Origin of the sequence: Acidovorax radicis N35, assembly GCF_000204195.1 — a bacterium.
Taxonomy (GTDB): Bacteria; Pseudomonadota; Gammaproteobacteria; order Burkholderiales; family Burkholderiaceae_C; genus Acidovorax; species Acidovorax radicis.
This window is the reverse complement of sequence record NZ_AFBG01000015.1, coordinates 94792-109217: the sequence shown is the minus strand read 5'-3', so window position 1 is coordinate 109217 and position 14426 is coordinate 94792. Positions and strand designations below refer to the sequence as shown.

Sequence of the window (14426 nt, the reverse complement as noted above, 5' to 3'; positions counted from 1 at the left end):
CACGCATTGATTCCGGCAGCTGCTTTGTCAGTTCCGTTCCAGAGGTTGTCCTGATGGAATCGCCGGCAACTGCTTCCTCTCCCGACCCCCGTCTCCTGGCTTGTCTGGCCGTGGTGGTGCGGGAAAAGGCCTCTGATCTTTTCATCATGGCGGGCGCGCCGCCAACGCTCAAGCGCCAAGGGGTGTTCGTGGCACTGGGGCAGCAACTGCTTTCGGCAGACGATGTCAGGCAGATGGCGTACTCCATCCTCCGCGAAACGCAGCGGCAGGAGTTCGATGCCACCATGGAGTGCGACCTCTCCCTGCAGACCCCGGAGGGTGAGCGGTTTCGTGTGAATGTGCACCGGCAGCGTGGCCAAGTGGGCATGGTGATCCGTCATGTCAGTGCCCACATCCCTAGCCTGGAGGCGCTTGGTCTTCCGCCCGTACTCCAGCAACTGGCATTTCTCAAAGGGGGGCTGGTGCTCACGGTGGGGTCGGCAGGCTCGGGCAAGACCACCACATTGGCGGCGTTGCTGGACCACCGCAATGCGCACACTGGCGGGCATATCCTGACGGTGGAAGACCCCATTGAGTACTTGCACACCCACAAAAAGTCACTCGTGACACAGCGCGAGGTGGGGCTCGATACGCTGTCCTACGACGAGGCCCTGCGCCGCGCGATGCGCGAGGCCCCGAACGTCATCATGATCGGCGAGATCCGCGACCGGGCCACCATGCAGCACGCGCTGCACTATGCCGAGTCCGGCCATCTGTGCGTCTCCACGTTGCATGCCAACAATGCGAACCAGGCGGTGCAGCGCATCCTGAACTTCTTTCCTGAAGAGGCCCACCGCCAGCTGCTTATGGACCTCTCCCTCAACCTGCGCGCAGTCGTGGCGCAGCGCCTGGTGGCGGGGCGGGCGGGCGGCCTCGTGCCTGCCACCGAGATCATGTTGCTCACGCCCTACGTGGCGGAGCTGATCCAGAAGGGCCAGATTGATGAGCTCAAGACTGCTATCACCCGCAGCGGCGAGCAGGGTATGTGGAGCTTCGACCAATCCTTGCTGGCCATGGTCGAGTCCGGCGCCATATCTCCCGAAGAAGCGATTGCCAACGCCGACAACCGCACCGATGTGCGGTTACGACTTCGGCTGGCGGCCGGTGCTTCGCTGGGGAGCGAGGGCATGCAGATGAGTCCCGACGAGCCTGCCGGGCCAGATAGCGTTCCACCGCCTACCGCGCGCCGTTGAGTGTGGGGCTCAGGCTGCGGCTGACTTCACTACTGCATACCGTTCCAGGGTGCGGTGCCGCGCCGTGTCGTGCTCCACCACCGGTAGCGGGTAGGTATCCCCCAGCCGCACTCCTGCACCTTGTAGTTCCATGGGGCGTGCCAGCCAGGGCGCGTGCAATGCCTTGGTGGGTAGCCCGGCCAGCTGCGGCAGGCAGCGGCGGATGAACTTGCCCTCCGGGTCAAACTTCTCGCTCTGGCTGACCGGATTGAAGATGCGGAAATAAGGCTGTGCATCGCACCCGCTGGAGCTGGCCCATTGCCAGCCACCGTTGTTGGCGGCCAGGTCGAAGTCATTGAGGTGCGTGGCAAAGTAAGCCTCGCCCCAGCGCCAGTCAATACCCAAGTCTTTGACCAGAAAGCTCGCCACCACCATGCGCAGGCGGTTGTGCATATAGCCCGTCTGGTTGATCTGCGCCATGGCGGCATCTACCAGCGGATAACCCGTGCGCCCCTCGCACCAGGCGGCAAACAGGGCGTCGGCCTCGGGGCCGGACTCCCACTGGATCGCGTCATACGCGGGCTTGAAACTGTGGCCCACCACATGGGGGTGGTGGTGCAGGATCTGAAAGTAGAAGTCCCGCCAGATCAGTTCGCTGAGCCAGGTCGTAGCGCCCGGGTTGCCTTGCAGCATCAGCCCGTGCGCGGTGCGCGCGAGCAGGCGCGGCGAGATGGTGCCAAAACGCAGGTGCACGCTGAGGTAGCTCGGCCCTTTGACCGCCGGAAAGTTGCGCGTGTCCTCATACCGCTCAATGCGGCCGAGAAAATCATCGAACAACTGCTGTGCGCCGCTGGCACCGGTCGGCAGCTTGAGCTGCGACAGGGCCGTGGCCTCGAAACCCAGCGACGCCAGGGTCGGCACCGCTTGGCGGTGTTCCTGTGGGCGGGGGGCCAGGCGGTGTGCATGGCGTTCCACAGGGTAGCTTGTGAGCTGAAAGGCATCCACCTTCTTGAGCCAGGCGTTCTTGTAAGGGGTGAACACGCTGTACGGGTTGCCGGTTTGCGTGAGCACCTCGCTGCGTTCCAGAATGGTGTGGTCCTTGAAGGTGTGAAAGGCCCTTCCGGCAGTGGCCAGCTGTGTGCGCACCTGGCTGTCGCGTTCCAGGGCCTGGGGCTCGTCATCGTGGTTGGCAAATACAGCTTGCACGCCCAGCGCGTTGGCCAGTGCCGGAATCGCATCGCTGGCCACCGCGTGCAGCACGATAAGGCCACCCTGTGCATGCCCAGAGAGCATGCGCAGCGTTTCATCCAGTTCCACCAGCGACTCGCGGATGAACTCCACCCGCCGGTCAGTCCGGGGCAGGGCATTCAGGATCTCGCGGTCAAAAACAAAGGCGCAATGCACCTGCTGGCACTGCGTGAGTGCGCGGTACAGGGCGGCCTGATCGTTCGCGCGCAGGTCGCGGCGGAACCAGACAAGACCGCTGGGGTAAGAGGGCTCGGAGGAGGGGGCCATGTTCACCGTTAAAATTGCCGGATGTCTTTCGATTCTGCGCCCATCAACCTGACGCATCACTTCCTGATCGCGATGCCCGGTCTGGAAGATGAGTCTTTCTCGCGCAGCGTCGTTTACCTGTGCGAGCACAGCGAACGCGGTGCACTCGGCCTCATCATCAACAAGCCTTCGGACATCACCCTCAAAGGCCTTTTTGACAAGGTGGACCTGTCCTTGCGGCGTGAAGACCTCACCAAGGAGCCCGTGTTCCAAGGCGGCCCGGTGCAGATCGAGCGCGGCTTTGTGCTGCACGAGCCCATGCTCGTTGACAGGGTCGAAACCGATGAATCGGTCTATGCCTCCACCATGACCATCCCCGGCGGGCTGGAGATGACCACTTCCAAGGACGTACTCGAAGCGCTGTCCACGGGCGCAGGCCCCCGCCGCGTGCTCATCACGCTGGGCTATTCGTCGTGGGGCGAGGGGCAGCTCGAATCCGAACTGGCCGAAAACGCCTGGCTCACCGTGGCGGCTGACCTCTCGGTGATCTTCGACACCCCTGTGCCCGAGCGCTACGACCGCGCCCTGGCGCTGCTGGGCCTCAAGGCCTGGATGCTGTCGCCCGAGGCGGGGCACGCATGACCGGCTTGCCCGCTCAGCCAGCCGTTCCTGCGCATTTCCAGACCTTTCTTGCTTTCGATTTTGGCCTCAAGCGCACGGGCGTGGCCACGGGCAACCGCATGCTGCGCAGCGCCACGCCGCAGGCCACCATCAAGGCCGAGGGCGATGCCCGTTTTGTGCAGGTGGCGCAGCGCATCAAGGAATGGCAACCCGACGCACTGGTGATCGGCGTGCCCTACCACCCGGACGGCGCGAGCCACGAGAACACCGAGCGCGCGCTCAAGTTCGGCCGCCAGTTGCGTGGGCGGTTTGGTTTGCAGGTGTTCGAGGTGGACGAGCGCTATAGCACCACCGAGGCCATCGCGGGTGGTGCCAAGGATGCCGACGCTGCGTCGGCCTGCATCATCCTGGAACAGTTTTTGAGGAATCTTCCATGAGCAACCCCTCTCCTGCAGCTTCTGGCAGCCTCGTGCTCGATGCCGAAGCGCTGTACCGCGAACTGTTGCGCGGCGTGCGCAGCATGCTCACACCCACCACGCGCCTGGCGGGCATTGCCTCGGGCGGCGCCTGGCTGGCGGAGCGCTTGCAAAAAGACCTGGGCCTGGAAGGGCCCGCTGGCGTGCTGTCGTCAGTGATGCACCGTGACGACTTTGCCCAGCGTGGCCTGTCGGCCAGCGCGCAGACCGCGCTACCGTTCGACGTGAACGGTGCCGATGTGCTGGTGCTTGACGACGTGCTCTACACCGGCCGCACCATCCGCGCCGTGCTCAACGAGCTGTTCGACTATGGCCGCCCCGCCAGCGTGCGCCTGGCCGTGCTGGTGGACCGGGGCGGGCGCGAGCTGCCCGTGCAGGCCGACTTTGCGGCTGCACGTGTGGCCTTGCCTGCCACCCAGTCGCTGGCGCTGGCGCGCGACGACAGCGGTACCTTCCACTTCCAAGTCAAAGAGGCCTGACCGTGCTGAAGAAGCGCAACCCCCAACTCAACGGCAACGGCGAACTCATCCATCTGCTGTCCATCGAGGGCCTGCCGCGCGACATCGTCACGCACATCCTCGACACGGCTGCAAACTTCGTCAGCGTCAACGACCGCGAGGTCAAGAAGGTGCCGCTCCTGCGCGGCAAGAGCGTGTTCAACCTGTTCTTCGAGAACAGCACGCGCACGCGCACCACGTTCGAGATCGCCGCCAAGCGCCTGTCGGCCGACGTGATCAACCTCGACATCGCGCGCAGCTCGGCCAGCAAGGGCGAGTCGCTGCTGGACACCATCGCCAACCTGTCGGCCATGGCGGCCGACATCTTCGTGGTGCGGCACAGCGAATCGGGCGCACCCTACCTCATCGCCCAGCATGTGGCGCCCCATGTGCACGTGATCAACGCGGGCGATGGCCGCCATGCCCACCCCACGCAGGGGCTGCTGGACATGTACACCATCCGCCACTACAAGAAGGACTTCAGCAACCTCACGGTGGCCATCGTGGGCGATGTGCTGCACTCGCGCGTGGCGCGCTCCGACATCCACGGCCTGACCACGCTGGGCTGCGCCGAAGTGCGTGTGGTGGGCCCACGCACCCTGGTGCCGTCGGACATGGCGCAGATGGGCGTGCGTGTGTGCCACACGCTCGAAGAAGGCATCAAGGACGCGGACGTGATCATCACGCTGCGCCTGCAGAACGAGCGCATGAGCGGTGCACTGCTGCCGTCGAGCCAGGAGTATTTCAAGAGCTTTGGCCTCACGCAGGAAAAGCTGCAGCTGGCCAAGCCCGACGCCATCGTCATGCACCCCGGCCCCATCAACCGGGGGGTCGAGATTGACTCCGCTGTGGTCGATGGCAAGCAGAGCGTGATCTTGCCGCAGGTCACGTTTGGCATTGCCGTGCGCATGGCCGTCATGTCCATCGTTGCCGGCAATGAGGCATGAAGCCCGGAATGAATACTCCTGTTTTCATAGCTGTTAGCGCTTATTCAATAAGCGCTAACAGCCAATTTGGCTTGAAATCATGAAGATACTGATCCAGAACGGCCGTGTGATCGACCCCGCTTCGGGCCTCGACCAGACCTGCGACATCGCCATCGCGGCGGGCCGCATCGTCGGCGTCAACCGCGTGCCGCCCGACTTTGCGCCCAAGCGCGTGGTGGACGCCACGGGCTGCATCGTGCTGCCCGGCCTGGTGGACCTGGCCGCGCGCCTGCGTGAGCCCGGCCATGAGCACGAAGGCATGCTCGAATCCGAGATGGCCGCCGCAGTGGCCGGGGGCGTGACCAGCCTGGTGTGCCCGCCCGACACCGACCCCGTGCTCGACGAGCCGGGCTTGGTGGAGATGCTCAAGTTCCGTGCCGAGAAGCTGCACCAGTCGCGCCTGTTCCCGCTGGGTGCGCTCACGCGTGGCCTCGCCGGCGAGGTGCTGACCGAGATGGCCGAGTTGACCGAATCGGGCTGCGTGGGCTTCGGCCAGGCCGAGGTGCCCCTGGCCAGCACCCAGGTGCTGCAGCGTGCGCTGCAGTACGCCGCCACCTTTGGCTACACCGTGTGGCTGCGTCCGCAGGAGATGCACCTGGGCAAAGGCGTGGCGGCCAGCGGTGCGCTGGCCACGCGCCTGGGCTTGTCGGGCGTGCCCGTGGCAGCCGAGACCATTGCGCTGCATACCATCTTCGAGCTGCTCAAGACCACCGGTGCGCGTGTGCACCTGTGCCGCCTCAGCAGCGCGGCCGGTGTCGAGCTGGTGCGCCGGGCCAAGGCCGAGGGCCTCCAGGTGACCTGCGACATCAGCATCAACACGCTGCACCTGACCGAAAACGACATTGGCTTCTTCGACAGCCGCGCGCGCCTGACGCCCCCACTGCGCCAGCAGCGCGACCGCGATGCCCTGAGCGCGGCGCTGCTGGATGGCACCGTCGATGCGCTGGTGTCCGACCACACTCCTGTTGATGAAGACGCCAAGACGCTGCCCTTTGCCGAGGCCGAGCCCGGTGCCACGGGGCTGGAGCTGCTGCTGAGCCTGGCCCTCAAGTGGTCGCAGGACAGCGGCGTGCCGCTGCAGCGCGCGCTGGCTACGGTTACGTCCGAACCTGCGCGCGTGCTGGGCAACGCCCTGGGCACCTTGCAGGCCAGCGTGGGCCAGATCGTGGAAGGCGGCGTGGGTGACCTGTGCATCCTCGACCCACAAGTCTCTTGGATCGTGCAGGACGACGCGCTGTGCAGCCAGGGCAAACACACGCCATTCTCAGGCTATGAACTGCCCGGCCGCGTGCGCATGACGCTGGTGGGCGGCCAAGTGGCCTTTGACCGCGCCTAAGCACGTGCGGCGCGGAGAGGCACTGCGGTGAAGTCTTTGCGCGCCAGCTGGCGCCTGCTGCGCCTGCTGGGCCACATTGCCAAGGGTCTGGCCATCGTGGCGCTGCGTTTCCCGGCGCTCACGCCGGACCAGCAGCATGCCCGGGTGCAGGTGTGGTCGCTGCAGCTATTGGCGCACCTCGGCATCAGCCTGCGCATTCAGGGTCAGCCGCCGCTCACCGGGCCGGTGATGCTGGTGGCCAACCACATCTCGTGGCTCGACATCCCCGTGATGCACGCGGCGCGGCATTGCCGCTTTGTGTCCAAATCGGACGTGCAGGGCTGGCCGCTGATTGGTACCCTGGCCACGGCTGCGGGCACGCTCTATATCGAGCGCAGCTCGCGCCGCGACGCACTGCGCATGGTGCGGTCCATGCAGGAGGCGCTGGAGCGTGGCGAGGTGCTGGCCGTGTTCCCCGAAGGCACCACGGGCGACGGCCGCGAGATGCTGCCCTTCCATGCCAACCTGCTGCAGGCCGCCGTGGTGGCGCAGGCGCCGGTGCAGCCCGTGGGCCTGCGTTTTGCCGACAAGGCGACGGGCGCCACCAGTTTTGCACCCAGCTACATCGGCGACGAAACCCTGGTGGGCTCGATCTGGCGCACGCTGTGCGCGCCCCCCATCGAGGCCGTGGTGCATTACGGCCCACCCGAGCGCGCGGGCGAGCGTGACCGCCGCACCTGGACGCAGCACCTGCACGATACCGTCGATCGGTTGCGGAACGCCTGAGTCGCCGGCTGGGTGCATCCCGGGTTGGCCGGTGGTGCCCGCCAAGGTGGCCTTGGTGGGCAAAAGCGTGCATATTCCACGTTTGCAGCCGCGTGGGTTGCACATCCGGTCTCAATGCCACGCAATTTCCCGTATCGTCCGCGTCTTTCGGCCTGCCAGCGCACGCAAAAGCGCTTGCAGGCCCGCCAACACTGCCGGGAGGGCACCATGAACCTGATTGAGCGCGCCAAGAGCATTCTTTTGCAACCCAAGGAGACCTGGGCCACCATCGACACGGAAAGCACCGATGTCGCAACCCTGTTCACCCGCTACGCCATGGTCCTGGCTGCCATTCCGGCGGTCTGTGGATTCATCGGCATGTCGCTGATTGGTTTTGGGGGCTTTGGCGTCACCATCCGCACGCCCTTCGTCGCCGGGTTGGTGAACATGGTGGTGTCGTATGTGCTGAGCCTGGTGGGGGTGTTTGTGCTCGGGCTCATCATCGACGCGCTGGCCCCCACGTTTGGCGGCCAGAAGAGTCCCATCCAGGCGCTGAAGGTGGCGGTGTACGCCAGCACGGCCGCGATGCTGGGTGGGGTGTTCAGCCTGCTGCCCGCGCTGGCCATGCTGGGCCTGCTGGCGGCGCTGTACTCCATCTACCTGCTCTACACCGGCCTGCCGGTGCTCATGAAGAACATCCCCGAGAAGTCGGTGGTCTACACCGTGGTGGTCATCATCGCGGCCATCGTGATGGGGGTGATCATCGGTGCCGTCAGTGCGCTTTTCCTGCCCCGTGGCGGTGCGATGTTTGGCGGGGCCGATGCACCTTCCATCACCATGAACACGCCGGGTGGCAAGGTCTCCATCGACACCGCCGGCCTGGAGGCCGCGGGCAAGAAGATGGAAGAGGCCGCCCGCAAGATGGAAGAAGCCCAAAAGAGCCAGGACCCCGCCGCCATCGCCGCCGCCGCTGGCAATGCGGCCAAGGCGGCTGCAGGAGCGTTCGGTGGAGGCCAGGCCATTGCCGCGCAATCGCTCAAGGGGGCGCTGCCAGAAAAGCTGGCAGGCCTGCCGCGCACGGGCTTTGATGTGCAGGACGGCGCGGCCCTGGGCCTGCCCACCAGCCAGGCCAGTGCGCAATACGGCAACGATACCCGGCAGGTGCGCCTGGAGATCGTAGACATCGGGGGCCTGGGGCAGGTGGCGGTGATGGCCATGGGCATGGCCCAGGGCGAAAAGGAAGACAAGACCAGCGCCGAGAAGACCTGGCAGGAAGGCGGCCGCACCCTGCACCAGCGCTACGAAAAGGATGGCAGCCATGCCGAGTTCAAGACCATCCTGAAGAACGGCCTGGTGGTCAGCATCGAGGGTGACAACATGGGCGCCAAGGAGCTGCAGGGCTTCATGTCGCAGGTAGACCTCAATGCCCTGGAAGGCTTGCAGCGCAAGGGCAAGTCCTGAGAGGCTGAGAGTCTTTTATCCATATCCATGCCCGCCCTGCACGTCAAAAAGCCCCGGATCGTCGTTGCAAATGCTCGCCATAGCCCGAGCTATGGCTGTGCTTTGCGCCTGGATCCGAGGCGTTTTGGCGCGCCTTTCGGGCTCGGCTAAAAAAACTCTCAGCCTCTGAGTGCGCGGGGCTCCCTGTTCAACCCGACAGGCCGACTGATGTCGGCCTTTTTCTTTCTTGCAGGCGGTCGGGTGGCTGGCGTGGCAGGCGATAGACTGCATTGAGGCGATCTTCCCCAGCCCCCATCACATGCACCCTTTGTCCTTGTACCAGCGCGCCATGGGCCCCGCATACCTGCGTCTGACGCCGGCATTGGCGCGGTTTCACGCGTTGTCGGGACCACAGCGTTTGTCGGGCCATGTGCTGGTGGATGCCCCCGCCAACTGGCTGGCGCGTGTCCTGGCCCTCGCACTGGGCGCGCCCCAGCGTGCTGCGCAAGGGCCGATCTCCTTCGAGCTGGATGCGCGCCCGGATGCTGAGGTGTGGACCCGCCACTTTCCCGCGCAGACCATGCAGTCCACCTTGCGCGGGGCGGCAGGCCGGGTGGTGGAGCATCTGGGGGCAGCGCGGTTGACATTTGTGCTGCACGAGACCGAAGGGCGCCTGGTGATGCAACTGCAGCAGCTGCATTTTTGCGGCATACCCTGCCCGGCGTGGCTGCGCCCCCAGGTGGTGGCGGAGGAGACCGGGGTGGGCGATGCGCTCCACTTTCATGTGCAGGCCACCGTGCCGGGGGTGGGGCGTGTGGTCCGCTACCAGGGGCACCTGATGGTGCCACCGGATGCTGTATCGGCGGGGGCTTCTGCATGATTGTGGTGTTTGATGGGCAGTGCCTGCTCTGCAACGGTTGGGTGCAGTTTCTGCTGCGGCACGACCCTGCGCAGCGCATCCGGTTTGCATCCATCCAGAGCGCGGCAGGGCAACAACTGCTGGCGCGGGCGGGGCTGAAGGTGGATGGCTTGCAGACCCTGCTGGTCATTGACGGCGACCGCAGCTGGCAGCACACCGCCGCCATCCTACAGGTGTTGCACACCCTGGACTGGCCCTGGCGGCTTGCGTGGGTGGGCTGGCTGATGCCCGCACCGGTGCGCGACGCGCTGTACCGCTGGGCGGCGCGCAACCGCTACCGGATCTGGGGTCGGTCAGACACCTGCATGGTGCCGTCGCCAGAGACCGCGGCGCGTTTCCTGGATTGATGGCGTGCCAGGGCAGCGTGGCTGCGATGGGCTACGGGGTGATGATTGTCAAAAATGATAGCTTGTCGCGCTTTGTAGATAAGCGCTAGAGCCCATTTTTATTCGAATTCTCGAACCGTCATCCCCGGGGGAAGGTCACCACATGGTCTACCTCTGCGCGGATGCCGATCCACTCGCCCAGGGCATGGTCGTGGTGGCTGGGCACGTGGGCCAGCACGGTGTGGCCACTGGCCAGGCGCAGCGTGTACAGAAACTCCGAACCCCGGAACGACTTGCGCACGATCTGCGCCTGCACGGGGGCATGGTCGTCGTGCACGATGTCATCGGCGCGCAGCAGCACATCACATTCGCCACCGGGGTAGCTGCCGGGCAGGGGGCATTCTTCCAGGTCGGTCAGCTCGCCCAGCGGCGTTTGTGCCACCACGTTGTTGCCGCGCTGCACCAGCGTAGCCGGGGCGAACACACCGTGGCCGATGAAGTCGGCCACAAACCGCGTGGCGGGGCGGTGGTACAGCGTGTACGCATCGTCCCACTGGTGCAGGTGGCCTTCGTTCATCACACCAATCACGTCACCAATGGCAAACGCCTCGAACTGGTCGTGCGTCACAAACAGGGCCGTGGCACCTGCCGCTTTCAGAATGCCGCGCACCTCGTGCGCCAGGCGCTCGCGCAGGTCCACATCCAGGTTGGAGAAAGGCTCGTCCAGAAGCATGAGCTGGGGGCGCGGTGCCAGGGCCCGCGCCAGTGCCACGCGCTGCTGCTGCCCGCCGGAAAGCTCGTGCGGAAAGCGGTTCTCGCTGCCTTCCAGCCCCACCAGCTGCAGCACTTCGGTCACGCGCGCGGCCTGTTCGGCCCGGGGCAACTGGTGGATGCCAAAGGCCACATTGCGGCCCACGGACAGGTGCGGAAACAGCGCGTAGTCCTGGAACACCATCCCAATGCGCCGCAGCTCGGGCGGCACGCTCAGCGTGGCGCTGCTGACCACACTTTTGGTCAGGCGGATCTCGCCGCCCGTCACGGGCTCCAGCCCCGCCACAGCGCGCAGCAAGGTCGTCTTGCCGCAGCCCGAGGGGCCAATCAGTACACCGATATCGCCTGCGTGCAGGCCCAGCGTGACACCTTCTACCGCTGCATGGGGGCGGCCTGTGTAGTGCACTTGGAGTTGGGAGACCTCTAGAAACATGCCGTGATTCTAGGTGGGCAGGGGCGAATGCTTAAAATTCGCATTTGCATTCCAGAACGTCGCCCGGCCTGAGCCCGGCCACGGGTGTGCGCTTCTTCCCTCTGCCGAGCCCTTGCCTTGCGCCGCACGCCTTCTTTTGCCCTTCGCACCGTTCCCCTGATCCTGTTCGCAGGTTTTCTGGCGCTGCCCGTGCTGGCGGTGCTGGCGTCGTGGCTGCCGTTTTCGTCCGCCGGGCAGGGCGATGCGCAGGCGGGCGCCATCCTGCGGGAGATGGCGGCCACCGTGTTGCCCGGTTATGTGTGGACCACGCTGTGGCTGAGCGTGCTGGTGGCCCTGGGTGCGGCCATTGTGGGCACGGGCACGGCGGCGGCCGTCACGCTGTTCGACTTTCCGGGCCGCCGCACGTTTGAATGGCTGCTGCTGTTGCCCCTGGCCATGCCCGCCTATGTCACGGCGTATGCGTACACCGACTTCCTGCAATTCAGCGGCCCGCTGCAGGTGGGCCTGCGCAACACCTTTGGCCTCGAAGGCCGCCTGCTGCCCGAGGTGCGCAGCCTGGGCGGTGCGGTGTGGGTGTTCATCTTCTCGCTCTACCCCTACGTGTACCTGCTCGCGCGCACGGCGCTCGGTGAGCGCGCGGCACACCTCATGGAAGCCGCGCGTCTTTTGGGCGCGCCGCTGCCGCGCCGCATCCGTGCCGTGGCCCTGCCCCTGGCGCGCCCCGCAGTGGCGGCGGGCGTGGCGCTGGTGCTGATGGAAACGCTGGCCGACTTTGGCGTGGCCAGCTACTTCGGCATCCAGACCTTCACCACGGGCATCTACAAGGCCTGGCTGTCCATGGACAACCGGCTGGCCGCCGCGCAGCTGGCCACCATGTTGCTGGTGGTGGTGATGGCGCTGCTGCACCTGGAACACCGCGCGCAAAAACGCATGCGTTTTGCTACGGGCGGCGGGCGTGCAGGGTCGGCCGAGGCGCAGCCGCTGGCGCTGCGCGGTGCGCGCCGCTGGGCGGCCTGGGCGGTCTGCACCGTGCCGGTGGTCATGGGTTTTGTGGCCCCCGTGGCCTTCATGCTGCGCCCTCTGGCGTCCGACTGGTCGGTGCTGCCCTGGGAGCGTTTCATGGAATGGGCCTGGCACAGCGTGCGCCTGGGGGGCATCACCGCCGCGCTGGCGGTGGTGATCGCGCTGGCCCTGGCGTTTGCGGTGCGCCGCCAGCCCGACGCCGTGACGCGCGGCGTGGTGCAGCTGGCCAGCGTGGGCTATGCCGTGCCGGGTGCCGTCATCGTGGTGGGCCTGCTGCTGCCCGTGGGCTGGCTGCAGGCGGCCATGCCGCAGTGGGGCGTGGGTGCGCTGGTCACCGCCACGGCGTTTGGCATCGTTTGGGCCTATCTGGTGCGGTTTTGTGCCGTGGCCTTGCAGTCCCTGCAAAGCGGCTACGCGCGCATTCCGCTCAGCCTGGATGACTCCGCCCGCATGCTGGGCATCGGTAGCCCCGGCCTGTTGGCGCGCGTCCACTGGCCGCTGCTCAAGCGCTCCACGGCCGCCGCGGCGCTGCTGGTGTTTGTGGATGTGATGAAGGAACTGCCCGCCACCATGGTGCTGCGCCCCTTCAACAGCGATACGCTGGCTGTGGTGGCCTACCAGTTGGCGCGCGACGAGCGCCTGGGCGAAGCCGCCTTGCCGTCACTGGCGCTGGTGGCGGTGGGGCTGGTGCCGGTGATTTTGCTGAGCCGGGCGTTGCGCAGCAGAGTGTGATCACCGCTTCTATCTGCTCGGGGTTGCTCGCCGCTCGGGCAGGACTCCCCGGCGGTGGTCTCAGTGGTGTGCAGCACCCACCAAGTAGCCTTCTCTTCGCATGATCGCGGCGACTGCCATGGCCGCCTTGTCCAGCGCCGGCTGCGCCGCGCTTTTGCCTTGCAGAACCTGGTGGACCGCCGCGCCCAGCACCTCCGTGTTGATCTCATCCCAAGGCGGGATGATGGGGCGCCAGTTCGGGTCGGCGTCGTTGATGCTGTGCCGCAAAACGGAAAACTCCGGGAACCGGGCCAGCAAGGCCGCATCAGCCAACGTGGATTGGCGTTGGGGTGCGCCGCCCAGTTCAGCGACTGCCTTGTCCTGCGCTTTGGCCGTGAGCCACTGCAGGAGAAGGAACGCGGCATCAGGGTTGCGCGCTTTCTGAGGAATCGCCAGCCCCAGACCACCCGATTGTGCGGAGTGGCGACTTCCTTTGGGGTGCCGCGCGTAGGCCACCTTGCCGTCCACGCGTGACTTCGTGGCGTCACGCACCGCGCCAAAGACGATGGTGGAGTCCAGGTACATCGTTGCCTGTCCCTGAAGGAACGCATTCATCATGGCGCTCTGGTCAAAGTCGAGCGCCCCGGCGGGGCCGGTTTCCATCACCTGGCGCAGCAGGTTCAGGGCCCGCACGCCCGAGGCATCGTTGAAGCGGGGTGTCCAGTTGTTCTCAAAAATCTTCCCTCCGATCGGGTTCAGGTGCAGCAACCATGCGTGTACACATTGGTGCCCGGCCTTGCCACGTGAGGTGAGGGCGCCAAGCCCAGTCTTTTCGCGCAGCCTGGGCAACATCCGCTCCAGCTCAAAGTAAGTGCTGGGTGGGGCGATCTGGTGGGCGTCAAACAGGTCCTTGCGGTAGGCAAGGATGGAGGTTTCTGCACCGTAGGGCAGGCCATACAACTGCGCAGAGCCGCCTGCCAGGTAGCCTTTCCAGCCGCCGACGAGGCCAATGTTTTCCAGATAGCCCGGAACGATGTCCTTGAGGTCAAAGTCGGTGGGCGTGAACGCGGCGTTCTCCAGGTATGGCGCCAGAGGCCGGATCAGGCCTCTCTTGACGTATTCACCCTTCCACATCGCCACGTAGCAGACCAGATCGAAATCGCAACTGTCCTTTTGCATCTCCGCCAGCTGCAGGCGTTTCATTTCAGGCAAAGGCTGTGGGTCGGTATCGACGCGTATTCCCGTTTCCCGGGTGAACGCGGGCAGCAGCTTGCGCATGGCGTCGTAGTGGGGGTGTGTCGGAATGCTCATGCGCACCGTCTGGCCGCGGTAGGGCGCGTAGCGTTCCTGTGCGTGGCTCGTTGTAGGGTGCAGCCATGCGGCGGCAGTCCATGATCCCAGGTGTCCCAACAGGTGGCGGCGTTGCATCGCGTGTATC

The 14426-nt window shown here is 65.7% G+C and carries 14 protein-coding genes; 11 read left to right on the top strand and 3 right to left on the bottom strand.

Annotated elements, in window-relative coordinates:
• The first annotated feature begins 53 nt into the window (after positions 1-53).
• A complete protein-coding gene (locus ARADN35_RS0104615) occupies positions 54-1232 on the top strand; it encodes a PilT/PilU family type 4a pilus ATPase (RefSeq protein WP_050812445.1) in 1179 nt (392 codons plus the stop codon).
• Between the two features lie 9 nt (positions 1233-1241).
• On the opposite strand, the gene ARADN35_RS0104610 is transcribed toward ARADN35_RS0104615, so the two are convergent.
• On the bottom strand, positions 1242-2726 hold the full coding sequence (locus tag ARADN35_RS0104610; RefSeq protein WP_035197741.1) for a cryptochrome/photolyase family protein: 1485 nt from the start codon (positions 2724-2726) through the stop codon (positions 1242-1244).
• A gap of 21 nt (positions 2727-2747) precedes the next feature.
• Here ARADN35_RS0104610 and ARADN35_RS0104605 point away from each other — a divergent pair, with 21 nt between their 5' ends.
• The 9 genes from ARADN35_RS0104605 to ARADN35_RS0104565 all read left to right on the top strand — a co-directional run bounded on the left by ARADN35_RS0104605 (position 2748) and on the right by ARADN35_RS0104565 (position 10071).
• A complete protein-coding gene (locus tag ARADN35_RS0104605; RefSeq protein ID WP_010459509.1) occupies positions 2748-3347 on the top strand; it encodes a YqgE/AlgH family protein in 600 nt (199 codons plus the stop codon).
• Positions 3344-3763, top strand: a complete 420-nt coding sequence (ruvX, locus tag ARADN35_RS0104600) for a Holliday junction resolvase RuvX (protein ID WP_010459507.1) — start codon at positions 3344-3346, stop codon at positions 3761-3763. Before ARADN35_RS0104605 ends, ruvX begins: the two co-directional genes overlap by 4 nt.
• On the top strand, positions 3760-4281 hold the full coding sequence (gene pyrR, locus ARADN35_RS0104595; RefSeq protein WP_010459505.1) for a bifunctional pyr operon transcriptional regulator/uracil phosphoribosyltransferase PyrR: 522 nt from the start codon (positions 3760-3762) through the stop codon (positions 4279-4281). Before ruvX ends, pyrR begins: the two co-directional genes overlap by 4 nt.
• On the top strand, positions 4278-5246 hold the full coding sequence (locus tag ARADN35_RS0104590; protein ID WP_225584808.1) for an aspartate carbamoyltransferase catalytic subunit: 969 nt from the start codon (positions 4278-4280) through the stop codon (positions 5244-5246). The genes pyrR and ARADN35_RS0104590 overlap by 4 nt, the downstream gene beginning before the upstream one ends.
• Positions 5247-5325: 79 nt before the next feature.
• Positions 5326-6621 carry a dihydroorotase gene (locus ARADN35_RS0104585; protein WP_010459501.1) on the top strand — a complete coding sequence of 432 codons (1296 nt, stop codon included), beginning with the start codon at positions 5326-5328 and terminating at the stop codon, positions 6619-6621.
• Between the two features lie 27 nt (positions 6622-6648).
• Positions 6649-7386 (top strand): lysophospholipid acyltransferase family protein, encoded by a 738-nt coding sequence (locus tag ARADN35_RS0104580; protein ID WP_010459499.1) that lies wholly within the window; start codon positions 6649-6651, stop codon positions 7384-7386.
• Positions 7387-7593: 207 nt separating this feature from the next.
• Positions 7594-8826, top strand: coding sequence for a Yip1 family protein (locus ARADN35_RS0104575; RefSeq protein WP_010459497.1), 1233 nt, complete (start codon positions 7594-7596; stop codon positions 8824-8826).
• 298 nt (positions 8827-9124) lie between these two features.
• Positions 9125-9685: a DUF4166 domain-containing protein gene (locus tag ARADN35_RS0104570; protein ID WP_035197737.1), complete on the top strand. Its 561-nt coding sequence runs from the start codon at positions 9125-9127 to the stop codon at positions 9683-9685.
• A complete protein-coding gene (locus ARADN35_RS0104565; protein ID WP_010459494.1) occupies positions 9682-10071 on the top strand; it encodes a thiol-disulfide oxidoreductase DCC family protein in 390 nt (129 codons plus the stop codon). The genes ARADN35_RS0104570 and ARADN35_RS0104565 overlap by 4 nt, the downstream gene beginning before the upstream one ends.
• A gap of 118 nt (positions 10072-10189) precedes the next feature.
• Here ARADN35_RS0104565 and ARADN35_RS0104555 read toward each other — a convergent pair whose 3' ends face one another.
• Complete coding sequence (locus ARADN35_RS0104555; protein ID WP_010459491.1) at positions 10190-11254, bottom strand: ABC transporter ATP-binding protein; 1065 nt, start codon at positions 11252-11254, stop codon at positions 10190-10192.
• Between the two features lie 117 nt (positions 11255-11371).
• On the opposite strand from ARADN35_RS0104555, the gene ARADN35_RS0104550 reads away from it, so the two are divergent.
• A complete protein-coding gene (locus ARADN35_RS0104550) occupies positions 11372-13009 on the top strand; it encodes an ABC transporter permease (RefSeq protein ID WP_010459489.1) in 1638 nt (545 codons plus the stop codon).
• A 60-nt stretch (positions 13010-13069) separates the two neighbouring features.
• On the opposite strand, the gene ARADN35_RS0104545 is transcribed toward ARADN35_RS0104550, so the two are convergent.
• Positions 13070-14416, bottom strand: coding sequence for an extracellular solute-binding protein (locus tag ARADN35_RS0104545; RefSeq protein ID WP_010459486.1), 1347 nt, complete (start codon positions 14414-14416; stop codon positions 13070-13072).
• Positions 14417-14426 lie beyond the last annotated feature (10 nt).